The following is a 17193-nucleotide window of genomic DNA, read 5'->3' as shown; positions in this document are numbered from 1 at the left end:
GAGACCCGCACATGAGGAGATACGTGATCCACTCCCTGCTCGTCGCCAACCGGGGCGAGATCGCCTGCCGCGTCTTCCGCACCTGCCGCGACCTGGGCATCACCACGGTCGCCGTGTACTCCGACGCGGACGCCGACGCCCTGCACGTACGGGAGGCGGACCTCGCCGTACGGCTGCCGGGGGCCGCCCCCGCCGACACCTACCTCCGCGGCGACCTCGTCGTGGCCGCCGCGCTGGCCGCCGGGGCGTACGCCGTCCACCCCGGCTACGGCTTCCTCTCCGAGAACGCCGCCTTCGCCGCCGCCGTCCAGGAGGCGGGGCTCGTGTGGGTGGGCCCGCCGGTCAAGGCCATCGAGCTGATGGCGTCCAAGACCCGGGCCAAGGAGCTGATGGCCGGGGCCGGGGTCCCGCTGCTGGCCCCCGTCGACCCGGCGACGGCCGGCGAGGACGATCTGCCGCTGCTGCTCAAGGCGGCGGCGGGAGGCGGCGGGCGCGGGATGCGCATCGTCCGCGAACTCGGTGCACTGCCAGGTGAGTTGCAGGCCGCATCCGCCGAGGCCGCGTCGGCGTTCGGGGACGGCGAGGTCTTCGCCGAGCCGTACGTGGAGCGCGGCCGGCACGTCGAGGTGCAGGTGATGGCGGACGCGCACGACACCGTGTGGGCGCTCGGCACCCGCGACTGCTCCCTCCAGCGCCGTCACCAGAAGGTCATCGAGGAGGCGCCCGCGCCCGGCCTCGACGACTCCCTGCGCGAGCGGCTGCACGAGGCCGCGGTGGCCGCCGCCCGCGCGGTCGGCTACCGGGGCGCGGGGACCGTGGAGTTCCTGGTCTCCGCCGAGGGCCGCCCGTACTTCCTGGAGATGAACACCCGTCTCCAGGTCGAACACCCGGTGACCGAGGCCGTGTTCGGGCTCGATCTGGTCGCCCTGCAACTGCGCGTCGCGGAGGGCGAACCCCTGCCGCAGCCGGAGCCCCCGCAGCCCTCCGGCCACGCGGTGGAGGCCCGCCTCTACGCGGAGGACCCCGCACGCGACTGGCAGCCGCAGACCGGCACGCTCCTCGCGCTGGGGGTGCCGGACGCGCCGGGCCTGCGCCTGGACGCCGGGTACACCGGCGGCGACACCATCGGCGTGCACTACGACCCGATGCTCGCCAAGGTGATCGCCCACGCCCCGACCCGCCCCGAGGCCGTCCGGCTGCTGGCCCGCGCGCTGGAACGGGCCAGGATCCACGGCCCGGTCACCAACCGCGACCTGCTCGTCCGCTCGCTGCGCCACCCGGACTTCGCGGCGGCCCGCCTCGACACCGGCTTCTACGACCGGCACCTCGCCGGCCTGACGGCCCCGGGCCCCGGCGACCCCGCCACCGCCGCCCTCGCCGCCGCCCTCGCGGAGGCCGTACACCGGACAGCTCCCGCGCAGGCCGTACGGACGGGGGCCCGAGCGGAAGCGGTGCGCCCGGCCGACCTCGCGGCGGCTGTACAGCCCGGAGCGCTCGCGGCCGGCGGCCCGCCCCCGGTCCGCTTCGGGGCCTGGCGGAACGTGCCCTCGGGCCCGCAGCGCAAGCGCTACCGCGGCGAACCCGACGGCGCCGAGCACGAGGTCGCCTACCGCACCCCGCGCACCGGCGCCCCCGAACCGTACGACGCCCCCGGCGTCCGCGTCCTGGCCGTACGCCCCGACCGCGTCACCCTCGAACTCGACGGCGTCACGCGCCACTTCACGATCACCGCCGACCCGGACGCCGACCGCCTGTACGTGGACACGCCCGGTGCCTCGTACACGTTCACCGCCCTGCCCCGCTTCACCGACCCCGCCACGCACACCGCCCCCGGCTCCCTGCTCGCCCCGATGCCCGGCACCGTCGTCCGCGTCGCGGACGGCCTCGCCGCCGGGGCGGCGGTCGAAGCCGGACAGCCGCTGATCTGGCTGGAGGCGATGAAGATGGAACACCGCATCCTCGCGCCCGCCTCCGGCACCCTCACCGCCCTGCACGCCGTGCCCGGCCACCAGGTCGAGGTCGGCGCGCTCCTCGCCGTCGTCCAGGAGGACCCGGCCCCCGCCCCCGTACCGGAGGAGACCGCATGAGCACCGCACGCACCGTCCTCGAAACCGAAGAGCACCAGGCCCTGCGCGCAGCCGTCGCCGCCCTCGGCAAGCGGTACGGACGCGACTACATGACCACCGTCGTCCGCGAGGGCAAGCACACCGACGAACTGTGGGCGGAGGCCGCCAAGCTCGGCTACCTCGGGGTCAACCTCCCCGAGGAGTACGGCGGCGGAGGCGGCGGCATGGCCGAACTCTCGATCGTCCTTGAGGAGTTGGGAGCGGCCGGATCGCCGCTGCTGATGATGATCGTGTCCCCCGCGATCTGCGGCACGGTCATCGCCCGCTTCGGCACCGAGGAGCAGAAGCGGCGCTGGCTGCCCGGCCTCGCGGACGGCACCCTCACCATGGCCTTCGGCATCACCGAACCCGACGCCGGCTCCAACTCCCACCGCATCACCACCACCGCCCGCCACGACGGCGACGACTGGCTGCTCACCGGCCGCAAGGTCTTCGTCTCCGGCGTCGACATAGCCGACGCCACCCTGATCGTCGGCCGCACCGAGGACGCCCGCTCCGGGAAGCTCAAGCCCTGCCTCTTCATCGTCCCGCGCGACGCCGAGGGCTTCGGACGCAACCAGATCGACATGGAACTCCAGGCCCCGGAGAAGCAGTTCGAGCTGGTGCTGGACGACGTACGGCTGCCCGCCGACGCCCTGGTCGGCGACGAGGACGCGGGGCTCCTGCAACTCTTCGCCGGGCTGAACCCCGAACGGATCATGACCGCCGCGTTCGGCATCGGCATGGGCCGCTTCGCGCTCGCCAAGGCCGTCGACTACGCCCGTACCCGCCAGGTCTGGAAGGCCCCGATCGGCTCCCACCAGGCCATCGCCCACCCGCTCGCCGCCGCCCACATCGAGCTGGAACTGGCGCGCCTGATGATGCAGAAGGCCGCCCGGCTGTACGACGAGGGCGACGACATCGGCGCGGGCGAGGCCGCCAACATGGCGAAGTACGCGGCCGGGGAGGCGTGCGTGAAGGCGGTCGACCAGGCCGTCCACACCCTCGGCGGCAACGGCCTCACCAGCGAGTACGGCCTCGCCTCCCTGATCACCGCGTCCCGGGTGGCCCGTATCGCGCCGGTCAGCCGCGAGATGATCCTGAACTACGTCTCGCACCAGTCGCTCGGCCTGCCCAAGTCGTACTGAGCCCCCGCGCTCCGAGCCGTTCGCGTCCGACCCCTCCCCAACCACGGCCCACAGGGGCGATTCTGACCCCTCAAGGGTGCTTCCGGCCCTCCACACTCCACACCCGCACGGTGTCCCGCGCCGCCACCCGGGCGGCGCGGGGCACCGCGACGACAGGGGACCGCCATGGTGTTCCGCAGCGCGTACACAGACGTACCGGCCCTCGACACACCCATCCACGACGCGGTCCTCGGCGAAGCCGCCGGGTTCGGCGACACCGTCGCCCTGATCGACGGCACGAACGGCATGTCCCTCACGTACGCCCAACTCGACGGATTCCACCGCAGGATCGCCGCCGCACTCGCGGAAGCCGGGGTGACCAAGGGCGACGTCCTCGCCCTGCACAGCCCCAACACCATCGCCTACCCGGCCGTGTTCTACGGCGCCACCCGCGCCGGCGCCTCCGTCACCACGGTCCACCCGCTGGCCACGCCCGAGGAGTTCGCCAAACAGCTCACCGACAGCGGCGCGCGATGGATCGTGACGGTCTCCCCGCTCCTCGCCACCGCCCGCCGCGCGGCCGAACTCGCGGGCGGCGTACGGGAGATCTACGTATGCGACCAGGCCGAGGGGCACACCTCCGTCCTGGACATGCTGGCCTCCACCGCCCCCGAACCGCAGATCGCCATCGACCCCGGCGAGGACGTCGCCGCCCTCCCGTACAGCTCCGGCACGACCGGCGCGCCCAAGGGTGTGATGCTGACGCACCGGTCCATCGCGACCAACCTGGAGCAACTGCGCCCGTTCGTCCCGATGGGCGAGGGCGACCGCGTCCTCGCCGTCCTCCCCTTCTTCCACATCTACGGCCTCACCGCGCTCATGAACGCCCCGCTGCGCTGCGGGGCGACCGTCGTCGTCCTGCCCCGCTTCGACCTGGCGCAGTTCCTGGAGGCCATCCAGACGCACCGGATCTCCGGCCTGTACGTGGCCCCGCCGATCGTGCTGGCGCTGGCGAAGCACCCGCTGGTCGGGGAGTACGACCTCTCCTCGATCGAGTACATCGTCAGCGCCGCCGCCCCGCTCGACGCCGAGCTGGCCGCCGCCTGCTCGGCCCGGCTGGGCGTGCCGCCGGTACGGCAGGCGTACGGGATGACGGAGCTGTCGCCGGGCACGCACGTGGTGCCGCTCTCCGTGGAGCAGCCCCCGCCGGGCACGGTCGGCAGGCTGCTGCCCAACACCGAGATGCGGATCGTCTCGCTGGAGGACCCGGCGAAGGACGCGGAGGCCGGGGAGGACGGCGAGATCCTCATCCGGGGCCCGCAGGTGATGAAGGGCTACCTGAACCGCCCCGACGCCACCGCCGACATGATCGACGCGGACGGCTGGGTGCACACGGGCGACGTCGGGCGGGTCGACGAGGGCGGCTGGCTGTTCGTCGTCGACCGGGTCAAGGAACTCATCAAGTACAAGGGTTACCAGGTCGCCCCCGCCGAACTGGAGGCCCTCCTGCTGACCCACGAGCACATCGCCGACGCGGCGGTGATCGGGGTGTACGACGCGGAGGGCAACGAGGTCCCGAAGGCGTTCCTGGTCCGGGGCCCGGCGGCGGACGGGCTGAGCGAGGACGACGTCATGGCGTACGTCGCCGAGCGCGTCTCCCCGTACAAGAAGGTGCGGCGCGCCGAGTTCATCGAGGCGGTGCCCCGCGCCGCCTCCGGCAAGATCCTCCGGCGCGAGCTGCGCGACCGGGAGAAGACGGAGGAACAGTGACCCTGATCGCACGTACGGGGGAGCGGGGCGTCGCCACCCTGACGCTGGACTCCCCGGCCAACCGCAACGCGCTCTCGGCCGGCCTGGTCGGCGCGTTGCGGGAGGCGCTGGCGGCCTGCGCGGCGGACGACACCGTACGGGCGGTGGTGCTGACCCACACCGGTACGACGTTCTGCGCCGGGGCGGACCTGACGGCGCCGCCGGACCCGGAGGCGTTCGTGGGCCTGATGCGGGAGATCGTGGCGCTGCCGAAACCGGTGGTGGCCCGGGTGGACGGCCATGTCCGGGCGGGCGGGCTCGGCCTGCTGGCGGCCTGCGACATCGCGGTGGCGGGCCGGGCGTCGTCGTTCGCCCTCACCGAGTCCCGCCTGGGCCTGGCCCCGGCGGTGATCTCCCTGACGTTGCTGCCGCGCCTGGACCGTACGGCGGCCCACCGCTACTACCTCACCGGCGAACGGTTCGACGCGGCGGAGGCGGCCAGGATCTCGCTGGTCACGGAGGCCGCCGAGGACGTCGACCAAGCCCTCGTACCGATCCTGGACGGGCTGCGGCGGGCCTCGCCCCAGGGGCTGGCCGCGTCGAAGGAGCTGGTCACGGCTACGGTGCTGAGGAGCTTCGACCAGTACGCCGAAGACCTCATCGCCCGCTCAGCAGCGCTGTTCGCCTCCGACGAGGCGAGGGAGGGGATGACGGCCTTCCTCGAACGACGGGACCCTGCATGGGTGCGGTGACCTCTTCCTCTTCCACCTCCGCTTCCGCTTCCACCCCCGCTTCGGGCTCCGCTGCGAAAGCGGGGCACGCGCCCAAGCAGGACCGCAGCCGGGCCACGCGGCAGCGGCTCCTGGAGGCCGCGGTGGCCTGCCTGGCCGAACACGGCTGGGCGGGCTCCACCGTCGCGGTCGTCGCCGAGCGGGCCGGGGTGTCGCGCGGGGCGGCTCAGCACCACTTCCCGACCCGCGAGGACCTGTTCACCGGGGCGGTGGAGTACGTCGCGGAGGAACGCTCGGCGGCCCTGCGCGCGCTCCCCGTCCAGGGCCGCGCGGAGGTGGTCGCGGCCCTGGTCGACCTCTACACCGGCCCCCTCTTCCGGGCCGCGCTCCACCTCTGGGTGGCCGCCTCCAACGAGCCCCAGCTCCGCCCGCGCGTCACGGAACTGGAGGCGCGGGTGGGCCGCGAGACCCACCGCATCGCGGTCGAACTCCTGGGCGCGGACGAGTCCCGCCCCGGCGCCCGCGAAACGGTCCAGGGCCTCCTGGACATGGCCCGCGGCCTGGGCCTCGCCAACCTCCTCACCGACGACACGGCCCGCCGGGCCCGGGTGGTGGCGCAGTGGGCGGCCCTGGTGGAGGAGGGGCTGGGCTGAGCGACCGGGGCGCCTCTCCGTAGGGCACTGGGAGGGCGGCCCGGTGTCGCGCCGAGTGCCCCTGGGCGTCTACGGGACACGGGGCGGCCGAAGCGGTACCGCGAACACCCGCGAGACCAGCCCCGCACCGGGCGGGACCACACCGTCGTACAGGTACGCCGACCATTGTCGCCGGGCCACCCCCGCGATCGCGGGGACCACAGATGCCGGGCCATTTCCCCGATGGTGAGCGTGGGACCACCCCCGCGTGCGCGGGGACCAGACGCCTGCCATGGACATCTGGCCGACCCACGAGGGACCACCCCCGCGATCGCGGGGACCACGTCATGGCGACCGAGGCGCCCAACTGCCGCCCGGGACCACCCCCGCGTGAGCGGGGACCACGCATGGCATTTCAAGCTCGCCGACAACCCGTCGGGACCACCCCCGCGTGCGCGGGGACCACGAGGGCGCCACCGTCCGCGAGGTCATGAAGTGGGGACCACCCTCGCGTGCGCGGGGACTACGCGTACGGGTTCTGCCGGGCGCATGCCGTCGCGGGACCACCCCCGCGTGCGCGGGGACCACCCCTTCGTGACCTGGGGTTTTAGGTAGCTGGGTGGCGGTTTTTACTCACTTCTTGAGAAACCGGCATATCCGACCTTCTGTCGCAAAAAGTTCATGCGCGTGGCTTGGCTGATGCCATTCTGCCCGCCGTCGACCTCGTGGGCCCGGCTTCGGTGGAAGAGAAGCGGCCCGGCCTTCCGCAGGTGTCGGCCAGGGGCGTTGTGTTCTGGGCCCGCTGTGCGAACACGTTGGTGGCCGACGTCGGTGAGGTCTTCGACCACGACGACCACTACCGGTGCCTTGAGTCGGCCGACTCGGCCCTCGCCCCCAGGGCCCGTGTGCACGTGACTCCTGACCGGAGCTTCGGCGGCTCAAGGAACTCGTCATTCCCTGCCATGGAGTGGCCAGGAAGCAGTGAGCGAAGCCCGTTGTCAGGCCCCGAGGGCGTCCATCAAGTGATCGTCCAGGTCGGCGACGAAGTCCTCCCGGCGCCACGGTCGAAGCTCAACCCGCGCCCGACGCAGCCGAATCGCCGGTACTCGGCCGCCGGTCGTCGTCGCGGCGACCACGCACTCGTGCAGCAGCGCGGTAGCCGACCGGGGGTCGCCCAACCGAATCCGGGCAAGGGCTTGATCGGTTCTCACGATCGCGCGCTGAACCTGTTCCCGGGGAGCGGCCAACGCGGACGCTGCGGCGGCGAATCGGCCATGGGCGACTGAGGGGTCACCGACGTACAGCTCGCACACCCCCTCGAACCCACGGAGGTGACCTGCTGAGAAGGCGCCGCGCAACGGGTCGCAACCGCCATGGTTCTCCATGTCGTACCAGGCGAGTCCGAGCGATGCCTGCGCCTGGCGCTTCAACCCGCCCCGGGCGGCGATCTCGGCTTGAAGGGCGTGCGCCCGCGCTCGTACGTGGGCGTTCTCGCCCGAGCCGGCCACCCGCACCGCTTGCTCGACGAGTCGCCGTGCGTCGGTGAGATCGGGTGACGAGTAGAGAGTGACGAGCGCGTGACTCATGTGGACGGACGCCTGCAGCCACGTGCTTCCGCCCCGCACGGCCTGGGCGGTGGCCTCGGCGTACAGGGCCTGCGATGCCCCGTCGTCCCGGATCTCGAATGACAGGCGACCGGCCAAAGCGTAGGCCGCGACGGCGACTGCCCGGACGTGAGGGACCACCGGCCGGGGAAGAGGCCCGGCCAGCAGACGGCGGCACGCGTCGATCACCGGCGCGAGCAGTAGCTGAAGTCGCACCATCGGCACCGAGCCCACCTGCGCGTTGACGTCCGCCACGACCGCAGCGAGCCCGGCCGAGGTCTGCTCGGTCGCCCGGCTCGGATCGGCGAGAGCAGCAGACAGGTCGGCCTGTACGGACGTGGAGAGCAGAGCGAGCATGCCGCCGGTGTCCGTGGCGGTACGCATGAGCGCCGTGCGCAGGAAGGCGACGCGCGTCTCGCTCTCCCCGAGATCGAGCAGCGCGCCGAGCAATTCAGCGAGGTCAGAGCCGGTGCCGACGGCCATCTGTCCCGCCGGCGTGCGGGCGTAGAGGTGAGCGAGGAGAAGCTGATAGCGCTCGTCGGGCAGCGTCGGTGCTGCCGACTCCCAGCGGGCTACAGAACGTTGGACGCTTGGTACGGCTGGCAGGCGAGGCTGACGCAGTGACACGGCGATCTGCGAGAGCGCCTGGGCCACACCGGCCAGGGAGAGTCCGCGGCTGTGCCGTAGACGTTTCAGGGTCGCCGCTCCTGCGGCCCGGTTTCCCATGTCTTCATGGTGACGCTCGGCGTGGCTGTTCGTGGCTATACCGGCACGATCAGTCGCGGCTTGCCTTGCTCGGCGGTGTACTCGATCGTCTGCCATGTACCGGTCGACGGCTCCGTGGCGTGGGGGAACCCGATGGTCATCGACGTACGGTCGACCATCCATCGGTTACGGGCGTGGTAGGCCGGAGCGTGCAGTTCGGTGGCTCCGAGCTCCACGACCTCCTTGATGCGGTCCCTCGAACGGGCGACGGCATCACGCGCCTCGGGAGGCTGACGGGACATGGTGCCCGGCGCGACGACTGTGATGGCCGAGGTGGTCCGGTCGGCGAGCCAGAGGAGGGCGAGCGAATCGATACCCGCTGCGCCGCCGATGTAGAAGTGTGCGTTCTGAGCGAAGGGCCCGAGGTACTGCTCGAAGAGGTCGGCGTACTCGGCAGGGTTCTTGTGCCCCGTCCGACGCGTGCCGGTGATGGCGATCGTCCTCATGATCCACTTCCTGTCATAGCTTGTCATATACCTTGCGGCCGACTCTCTTGAGACGGTCAAGGCATGAACGCCACCGACCTGCAAAGACTGGCGGGGCACCTGCGCAATCAAGGATTGCGGGTGGTCGCCCTCGAACCCGAACTGCGCCTGCACGTCACGGATCCGACGCAGCCCTTCCTCACCCAGGAGATTGTCGCGGAGGGAGAGCGGTACGTCACAAGCTCCCTTGACGGTGTCGGGGAACGAGGGCGTGAGAAGCAGTGCGCTGATCGTGTCGTGCACCTGCTCAAGGGCTCGCAACCCACCGCAGCGGGGACGTTGTGACTGGGGCGGTGCAAGGGACGCGGACGCAGGAAGGGGAGTTGGCATACCGGGCCTGGCTCAGCCACACCCACTCCTGCGCCACCTGCCGTTCCGGGGAATCCTGTTCCACGGCCGTGCGGTTGGGTCGTGCTTGGCGAAGGGCGCGCGGATGAGGCGGTACGCGGACGGGGGCGCAGGCGACCGCTCGGCCGGGGCGGCAGCGAGCCACCCGGAGCATGGGGCGACATTGCTGTGGCGAGGTGATCCGATCACCGGGGGCGATGAGGCCGGGGAGCCGGTTGTAGCGCTGGACGCGTTGTCGGCCGGTGCGGACGGGCCGTGCAGCGTGGTGTGTCGCAGCGCGTTGGTGACAGACCTGGCCGGTGTGCATGCCCTGTGCCGTCTGCCGACGTGCGCCTGTCCGTGTCACGAGGGGGCCACTGCGCTTGAGGGTGCTGGATGAGCCCCGATCTGTCGATCACGGATGTCCGCACGTGCGAGGCATGTTGGCGCGCTCCGGTGACTGCCGTGCGGCACACCGATCGGGGCCGGGATCTGTTGTGTCGGGCGTGCGCGGAGGGCGACTACCCGCGCCGCGTCGACCTGTTCCCGCCTTTCGGAATCTATGGCCTTCCGGAGCGCCGGATCGGGGCCGGCGGGCAGGGGCTCGGATGGTCACGGAACCCGCCGGAGCAGGGGCCGTAGGTTCCGCCCTTCCAGGCTTCGAGGCCGTGATCTCACGTAAGCGATGGTGCGTGGGCCACCCCCGCGTGCGCGGGGACCACTAGAGGCGCAGCGCCAGGGACTCGCCGTCGAGGGGACCACCCCCGCGTGCGCGGGGACCACGTGGTGATCCGCCAGTTCACGAGCGCGGCTGTGGGACCACCCCCGCGTGCGCGGGGACCACCCCTGGAGGAGGAGGACCAGGCCCACCGCGATGGGACCACCCCCGCGTGCGTGGGGACCACACGTGCTCGCTCAGGGTGTCCCCAGGCGTCTTGGGACCACCCCCGCGTGCGCGGGGACCACTCGGCGCCATCCCTCGCGCCATGCCCATCACGGGGACCACCCCCGCGTGCGCGGGGACCACTGTTCGTGACCTGCGGGTTTAGGTGACGGGGAGGCGGTTTTTACTGTGTTGTTGAGAAACCGGCATATCTCGTCTTCCTTCACAAAGGGGTCGCGTGTGTGGTTCGGCTGATGCCATTCTGCCCACCGCTGTTCTCATCGTCCGGGCTTCGGTGGAAGGGGCGCGGTTCTGCCTTCCGAGGGGTTGCCCCCCCCGGGGGTGTGGTGTGCCAGCCCAGCCCAGCGGCGGGCTGTCGAATGGGGGTCAGGCGGGTTTGAGGAGGTTGCGGAGGTTGGCGATGTGGGCTTTGACGGTGGCGATTTCTTCTGTGGTGGGTGCGGTGGTGTCGTTGCTTCCGGTGGTGTGTGCGTGGTGGCAGGGGCGGCAGAGGCCGTCGGGGAGGGCTTGCGGGGGGCCTGGGCGGCGGCAGTTGGTGCATTCGACCAGTAGCGCTTCGTGGGTTGGTTCCTTGGTGTCCGGCGATCGGTCTTCTGTCGCCCTGGGGATGTGGGGTGGGATTTTGTCGGTGAGGCGGCGGTGGAGGAGGCCGGCGGGGGAGTCGATGTGGGCGGGGAGTCCTGCGGTGAGGGCGGTGGTCAGGTAGTCGACGGTGATGCCGCGTGCCAGCCAGGCGGTGGCGAGGGGTTCGAGGGTGGTGCAGTCCGCTGCGGAGAGTGCGAGGCGGTGGTCGTTACGGCCCAGACGTGCCAGCGCCAAGTAGGCGTCGGACGGCCCGGGTTCGGGTGTGGCCTGGAAGGTTGCCGGGGTCTCGCCAGCGGTGGGGGACGCCTGTACGGGTGCCGCAGTCGGGGCCGTCGGTGCGCGCTCCGGGTCTGGGACGGCCGCTGCATCCGCCACGTCCTCGGTGGTCCGGGGCTGATCGCGGTGAGGGGACCCGTGCGGGGCTGACGTCGGGGCCGGGGGGCGTTGCTGCGGTACGGCGGTGGCGGCCTCAGGGGTCGGCTGCGCGGCCTGGGCTTGCGTCGGCGTGGACGGCTGCTGACGCTTTTCGGCCGTGGTGCAGGGTGTCAGCGCTCCCGTGGAAGACGTCCAAGGCGGCGCAGGCGCGGCGACGTCTGCTGGGGTGATGGCCTGGATGCAGTGTTCCGTGGCCAGGTAGGCGTTCCACCACTCGTTGTCGCGTGCCGTACGGGACCAGAACGTGCGGAAGGTCCAGCGGACCTCGCCTCCCTCGTGCCCGTGGTGAGTCTGGAGCGGACTCGGCGGAGGTGGCCCGCGACGGAGAGGCTGTTCAGCGAGGTGCCGATGGCCTGCTGGCCGTACAGGGGCAGGTGCTTGGCCAGTTGCTTCACGCTCATCGCCGCGGCCTGGGGCAGGCGGTCGATGAAGCCTGCCACGTAGCGTTCGCGGGCCGGGAGCAGGGCGAAGTCCTCGCGTGCGGGCGGACGTTGGTCGGGGGCGTTGCGCTTGCCGTAGCCCGGCTTCGCCATCGGGTAGGCGTGGGAGATCACGGGAGCGGGCGGGACGGGACTAAGGTGCTGAGTAGCCATGAGATCGGCTTTCTAGGTGGAGATCTTGTGGTTAGACCCTGGCCCGGTGTTCGCAGCACCGTGTCGGGGTCGTTTTGGTCTGTGCTCGCACGAAGGCGCTCGGGTCTCGGGGCTCGTATCCCGGCATCTGGGACCCGGGACCCGAGCTTCGGGCCCGCGCCTCCGTTCCGTACTCCCCACGAGTGACCCGACCACCCCGGGACTCGGATCTTGAAGCCCGAAGTCCGAAGCCTGGGTCTCGAAGCTCAGGTCTCGGGGCTCGGGCCTTGAGATCCGGATGCGGGGTGCTCCGGGGCCCGTGCGAGTGCTGCGAGTCGCGCGTAACTCCCGTGCTGCGTAAGCCACTCTTCGTACCGCACCACGCGCGCACGTACCTATCCCTGTTCGCTACGCCGAGCGCGTCGTGCGGCGATAGGTGTGAGGCGCGTACCGGCGGTGATGGGCGGTTGTTCTTCGTCAGCGGTGCGCCGCCGTGGGCACTGACACCGGTGCTCGTCCCTGTCGCTCCACTTCCGCGCGGGCTCGGGGCGACCAAGGGGTGGACGGTCATGAGAGGCGGGTGCGTACGCCTTCGTCGCTCACTGGTCGCCGCCTTCGCCGTCGAGGGGCTGGTCCGTGCCGTCGCGTCGCTCAGCAGCGCTCTCGGAGACGCTCGACCCCGTCGCCTTGCAGGTCATCGAGGTGCGCCGAACGTCCGGTCATCGCCATGATCAGAGCCAGAGTGCTGCCGGACACGACGGGCCCGGAACCGGTCGCGAACGGACCGTCGTCCGCGACCAGGCGCAGGCCATCGATGCGGCCCTTGGCGGGGACCACCAGGTCCGTCCCCCGGTAGTACTCGGCCACCATCGTGATGGTTTCGGTCGGGTGGTCCCGACGCATGCCCAGCGGCCGACGGATGTCCTCCGCGTGGACGACCGTCTCGCCGAGCATCGCCAGGGCGGGGATGGGCGGCTTGGTCGTGCTGGTGACGACGCGGCGGAAGCGCTCAAGTGTCTCGGCCGGGGTCGCGCCGAGCTGTTCGGCCAGTCGCATCGCCACCTGTTTGTCGAAGTCGTAGCGGCAGCGGATCACGCCGACCATCCAGCGGAAGGCGTTGAGGCTCGCCCCCGCAGTGATGTGCGCGAGTACTTCGCGCACGGTCAATTCGGTACAGAGGGACGGAGTCGACCACCTGTCGTCGGACAGATCTGCGAGGTCGGCTGCCAGTGCCGCTCGCTCAGCATGGATCAGCGGCCAGATCGCGGCTGTCGGGCGGCGATCTACTGCCGATTTCGAGCCGGCCATAGGGAGGTCTCCTGTCACGTGTCGTGGCGCGTGTTCTGGGCCGCACCGGGTCCGGAGCACGTGGGCGTCGGTACGAACGTCCGAAGGAGAGACCCTTCTGGTGCGGCAAACTCATCGCTCGGGACGTCACCGCCATCAGGAGCGTAGATCGGTAGGGCCCTGGAATCGGGGCGAGCGCGCCGAGCGTTCCGTCGGTGCGTCGGCCTTGTTCGTTCTCGTGAACCCGCCGCGCGCTCTGAGTGCGCCGACCACTGCGTACGGGAGTCAGGCTACGGTGTCCGGCTCGGGGATCGCGGGTGACGGGAGCGTCCGGCCGCAGAGGGCGGCGCGTACTACTGGAGGCTCCAGCGGTGCGGGTGCCCAGGGTCGGCCTGGCAAGCGAAGATGTTGAGCAAGCCGTCGCGTCCGAAGGCGAGTTGGGTGGGGCAGCGGTCCCGTTGGCGTTCGGCGATGTTGCCTTCCTCGATGGGCATCCAGCTGCCGTCGGCTTCGCTCCACTCGTAGCTGTCGAGCGTCAGCAACAGGTTCATGGGGGCTGCGCAGGCTTCGCAGTTCACTGCCTGGGGGTCGGTCGTGCGCCAGGAGGGGAATCCGCCGACGCGGAACCCTTGGGGAATCGACAGGTCGTGGTGGTAGGTGGGTGGCTCTTCGTCCTGGTCGCGCCGTTCCGCCCTGCGTGCTTCCGCGTCCTCCCAGGAGTCGATCTTCCTCCACAGCCTGGGCGGGAGCGAGTCCGCGTACGGGTAGGTCGCGACCACTTCGGGGTGCAGCACGCAGGGTTCGGCGATCGAGCCCTTGAAGCCGACCAGCGCCGGTTGCGGCGGCGTGTCCAGCGGCACGGTTACGTGGTCGGAGCGGCGCCAGCGTACGTGCGGGGCCAGGCCGTAGCGGGTTGGCCCGTGCGCCTCGAACGGGCACCAGAAGACCTGGAGCAGATCGCATCCGTCCGGGCCGGGAGGGAGGCCGGGGACGTCCCGCCGATACAACTGGGCCAGGCCGACCAGCGGGATCGGATCGGTGTCGGCGATCTCGCGCTGCCGGTGCCTGCGGCCCAGCTCCTTGAGCAGGTCCCGCTCCTCATCGGTGGGGCGGTCCCGGGCCCAGGCGTCCGCGAGCACCTGGCGCTCACGTCGTACGTCCGCGATGCGGTACCCGCTGCTGCGCTTGTGCGGCTCGGTGCAGACCGGCCACGGTTCGTCGGCCGGCCACAGCATGGGGCCGCCGACCGAACTGGCCGCCGCGTCCGGACGGCCGGGCCGAGGGTGCAGCCGCGTCGTCGTACCGCGGAACGCGCCCAGCTTCGGGAAGAGCGCCTCGATGTTCACCGGGCGGGGCGGCGTGGTTCGGCTCATGAACGGAGACCATAGGGCACGCCACCTGCGGTGTTGTCGGGTGGACGGGGGCTGTGGGGGTACGTATCGCGACTGGGGAGGGGCGCCCGGCTGGCCGGCTGGGTGGAGCCGGGTGGGGGTGTGGAGGGGGCGCCCCCGCTCACGCGGGGAGCACTACCACTGTCGGCGCGAGACGATCCTGTACGGGGGACCACCCCCGCACGCGCGGGGAGCACGTGGTGATGTGCCGGTAGAGGCGGAGGACTCCGGGACCACCCCCGCACGCGCGGGGAGCACTTCATGCACAGCCCCTTCGACCCCATCGGCACGGGACCACCCCCGCACGCGCGCGGAGCACTGTTCGTGACCTGCGGGTTTAGGCGGCGGTAGGCTCGTTTTTGCTAACTTCTTGAGAAACGGTCATGCAGGACCTTCGGGGTGAATCGACCTGTTTGATGCTCGACAGAAGTCATTCTGCACGTCCCTCATTGCAGGGGAGGGCTTCTCGCGGTTTCTGCGAGGAGGTGCAGCCGCGACCGGATCGTAGGTCGGAGCCTTGCGGGGGCGGTGACGATCTCGTTGGCGCTGAGGGGGAGTGCATCGACGCGACAGCTCTGTATGCGCATGACGCGCCGTCGCCACGACCAGATCAATCGGCCCGAGTTGGGGCTACCCCCACTCCCTCGGGGACGTAACCGTAGCTTCGTAACTTCATCGCCCTGCACGGTGCTCGGGCCAGCCGAGGGCGTCGATGGCTTTCACGATCAGGGCGCGTGCTTCTGCGCCGTACACCGCAGCCTGTCGCAGTTCCTCGAACGCTTTCGTGTACAAGGCGATCTCGCTGGGCTGGGTGATGCGAACCCGGGCCGAAGTCAGCTCGATGGAGACGAGCGAATCGTCGTAGACGTGGAACGTTTCACGCGGCCACTGCTCGCGGTGCGCGGTGGTGGGGATGATGCCGAGCGACACGGCGGGTAGGGCGCCGATGGTGAGGAGTTGGCCGAGTTGGGCGGCCATCGTGTCGGCGTCACCGATCCGATAGTGGAGGACGGCCTCCTCGATGAGAAGGACGAAGCGGTGGCCCCGCTCGTGGATGACGCGGGAACGTTCGACCCGGGCCCGGGCGGCTTCGGTGCTGTCATCGACGGGCAGTTCACGAAATCGGGCGCTCATCGCGAGAACGGCGGCGGCGTACCCCTCGGTCTGGAGGAGGCCGGGGACGAGCGAGGAGGAGTAGACGCGGAACAGTTCGGTCTGCCGGAAGAAGGCAACGGAGCTGTTCTGTAGCTGCGCGAGTCCTTGGCGGACCTGGAGGCGCCACTCGGTGTACATGGATTCGGCGTGCAGCGACTGGGCTATGAGGTCTTCGGTCAGGGCTTCCGCGCCGGCTACGCGGCACCACCGGCGAATGTCGCCGGTGGAGGGGGCGGTGCGTGCGTTCTCGATCCGGGAGGTCTTGGCGTGGTGCCAACCGCACCCGGCGGCCAGCTCGGTGACCGTGAGTCCGGCTCCCTTGCGGAGGTCCCGCAGGCGTCCTGCGACGACTTCCCGCGCGGCCTGGGCCGAGGAAGAGGGGGAGGTGGTCATGTGCCGGCCTGTCCGGGGGCGGTTGTCAGCGAATGTCGTACTGGTCGTGCGGTATGCCGCGATCCCACACGGCTTCGAATGCTTTCCCGCACAGCTTCACGGCCGTCGAGTCGGTAGTGTGCTCCGGCCCTTGCGAGGAGCCGTCGCCGCCGAAGTGGTTCCACCGGACGAGACGGTCGTCGAACAGCCAGAAGTCGTTACCGGGCAGAGAGATGTCGGATGCCTGACGGCGGGGCAGCCACCGTACCTGTTCACCGGCGGCGATGTTGGTGAAGGTGCCGGAGTGCTCGTAGCGGATGTACTCGCTGACGGGTTCGGACACGATGCGGGCCCGGCGTATGACGACGCCGCGGCCTACGGTCTCGGCGACCAGGTCGAGCCAGGGCCGCCACCAGGTCGCGCGGTCTGTCGGGTCGGGGCGGAAGCCTGCCTGCCACTCAGCGAACGGGCCCTTCTCCTTGTCGACGGCGTAGACATCCCTCATCTCCAAATGGAGGGCCGATCGTTCGCACTTGGCCAGCAGGTCAGCGAATGCCGTCGGCGCGTTCGAGGGCATCGCATGCCTCCCTGATCGTGTCCACCATCCTGGCCGGGATGCGGACCACGGCTTCGGTCTCGGGGATTCCTACGGCGTGCCCAGGCAGTTCGAGGGCGGCACATTCGGCTTCGAGTTCGGGGCCGGGCTTCCATCCCTGGAAGACGAGCTCCCCGTTCTCCCGGTCGATCCACACGGTCGGGCTCTCGTCATCGCCCGTCTGCGGGTCGATCCCGATGAACTGTAACGACATGGGCTTCCTCCGGCTAAGGGGTGTGCAGTTGTGTGCATCACGATCAGGCACGAAGTAGAGCTGGTCAAGAGGGCGTTGTAGCAGTTCTCCTCGGAAGAGTGGCTGTGCGCACAGATTTGCACATGAGTGGCATGGGTGCAGAGCCGGTCCCTACGGTC

At 70.7% G+C, this 17193-nt stretch carries 14 protein-coding genes and 1 pseudogene; 7 read left to right on the top strand and 8 right to left on the bottom strand.

Annotated elements, in window-relative coordinates; translation table 11 throughout:
- Window positions 1-11 precede the first annotated feature (11 nt).
- The 5 genes from IF19_RS0118540 (at window position 12) to IF19_RS0118520 (ending at window position 6365) form a co-directional block, all read left to right on the top strand.
- Window positions 12-2087 (top strand): ATP-binding protein, encoded by a 2076-nt coding sequence (locus IF19_RS0118540; RefSeq protein WP_030277923.1) that lies wholly within the window; start codon window positions 12-14, stop codon window positions 2085-2087.
- Window positions 2084-3253 carry an acyl-CoA dehydrogenase family protein gene (locus tag IF19_RS0118535; protein ID WP_030117590.1) on the top strand — a complete coding sequence of 390 codons (1170 nt, stop codon included), beginning with the start codon at window positions 2084-2086 and terminating at the stop codon, window positions 3251-3253. The genes IF19_RS0118540 and IF19_RS0118535 overlap by 4 nt, the downstream gene beginning before the upstream one ends.
- 165 nt (window positions 3254-3418) lie before the next feature.
- Window positions 3419-5002, top strand: coding sequence for a 4-coumarate--CoA ligase family protein (locus IF19_RS0118530; protein WP_030277925.1), 1584 nt, complete (start codon window positions 3419-3421; stop codon window positions 5000-5002).
- Entirely contained in the window at window positions 4999-5733 is a 735-nt protein-coding gene (locus tag IF19_RS0118525; protein WP_030198315.1) for an enoyl-CoA hydratase family protein, read from the top strand. The genes IF19_RS0118530 and IF19_RS0118525 overlap by 4 nt, the downstream gene beginning before the upstream one ends.
- Window positions 5721-6365 carry a TetR/AcrR family transcriptional regulator gene (locus tag IF19_RS0118520; RefSeq protein WP_030117585.1) on the top strand — a complete coding sequence of 215 codons (645 nt, stop codon included), beginning with the start codon at window positions 5721-5723 and terminating at the stop codon, window positions 6363-6365. Before IF19_RS0118525 ends, IF19_RS0118520 begins: the two co-directional genes overlap by 13 nt.
- A gap of 977 nt (window positions 6366-7342) precedes the next feature.
- Here IF19_RS0118520 and IF19_RS0118515 read toward each other — a convergent pair.
- Window positions 7343-8674 (bottom strand): NsdA family TPR-like regulatory protein, encoded by a 1332-nt coding sequence (locus IF19_RS0118515; RefSeq protein WP_030117584.1) that lies wholly within the window; start codon window positions 8672-8674, stop codon window positions 7343-7345.
- Window positions 8675-8709: 35 nt separating this feature from the next.
- Window positions 8710-9159, bottom strand: coding sequence for a DNA-processing protein DprA (locus IF19_RS0118510; protein WP_030117583.1), 450 nt, complete (start codon window positions 9157-9159; stop codon window positions 8710-8712).
- Window positions 9160-9222: 63 nt separating this feature from the next.
- On the opposite strand from IF19_RS0118510, the gene IF19_RS1000000137430 reads away from it, so the two are divergent.
- Both IF19_RS1000000137430 and IF19_RS1000000138295 read left to right on the top strand, forming a co-directional pair.
- Window positions 9223-9483 carry a hypothetical protein gene (locus IF19_RS1000000137430; RefSeq protein ID WP_128647751.1) on the top strand — a complete coding sequence of 87 codons (261 nt, stop codon included), beginning with the start codon at window positions 9223-9225 and terminating at the stop codon, window positions 9481-9483.
- Between the two features lie 438 nt (window positions 9484-9921).
- On the top strand, window positions 9922-10167 hold the full coding sequence (locus IF19_RS1000000138295) for a hypothetical protein (RefSeq protein ID WP_078580941.1): 246 nt from the start codon (window positions 9922-9924) through the stop codon (window positions 10165-10167).
- A 628-nt stretch (window positions 10168-10795) separates the two neighbouring features.
- Here IF19_RS1000000138295 and IF19_RS01000000134810 read toward each other — a convergent pair.
- The 6 genes and pseudogenes from IF19_RS01000000134810 to IF19_RS0118480 form a co-directional block, all read right to left on the bottom strand.
- Window positions 10796-12042 (bottom strand): annotated as a pseudogene (locus tag IF19_RS01000000134810) (MarR family transcriptional regulator).
- Between the two features lie 630 nt (window positions 12043-12672).
- Window positions 12673-13329: a maleylpyruvate isomerase family mycothiol-dependent enzyme gene (locus tag IF19_RS0118500; protein WP_030113047.1), complete on the bottom strand. Its 657-nt coding sequence runs from the start codon at window positions 13327-13329 to the stop codon at window positions 12673-12675.
- Window positions 13330-13661: 332 nt separating this feature from the next.
- On the bottom strand, window positions 13662-14681 hold the full coding sequence (locus tag IF19_RS0118495; protein ID WP_030113046.1) for a hypothetical protein: 1020 nt from the start codon (window positions 14679-14681) through the stop codon (window positions 13662-13664).
- 690 nt (window positions 14682-15371) lie between these two features.
- Window positions 15372-16247, bottom strand: a complete 876-nt coding sequence (locus IF19_RS0118490) for a helix-turn-helix domain-containing protein (protein WP_030113045.1) — start codon at window positions 16245-16247, stop codon at window positions 15372-15374.
- 25 nt (window positions 16248-16272) lie between these two features.
- Window positions 16273-16803: a DUF6879 family protein gene (locus IF19_RS0118485; RefSeq protein WP_030113044.1), complete on the bottom strand. Its 531-nt coding sequence runs from the start codon at window positions 16801-16803 to the stop codon at window positions 16273-16275.
- Window positions 16772-17035, bottom strand: a complete 264-nt coding sequence (locus IF19_RS0118480; protein ID WP_030113043.1) for a hypothetical protein — start codon at window positions 17033-17035, stop codon at window positions 16772-16774. The genes IF19_RS0118485 and IF19_RS0118480 overlap by 32 nt, the downstream gene beginning before the upstream one ends.
- Between the last annotated feature and the right edge of the window lie 158 nt (window positions 17036-17193).

The sequence above is a fragment of the Streptomyces californicus genome, assembly GCF_000717645.1.
Lineage (GTDB): Bacteria > Actinomycetota > Actinomycetes > Streptomycetales > Streptomycetaceae > Streptomyces > Streptomyces californicus.
Note: the sequence above shows the minus strand (reverse complement) of the source record. Positions and strands in the feature narration are given on the sequence as shown.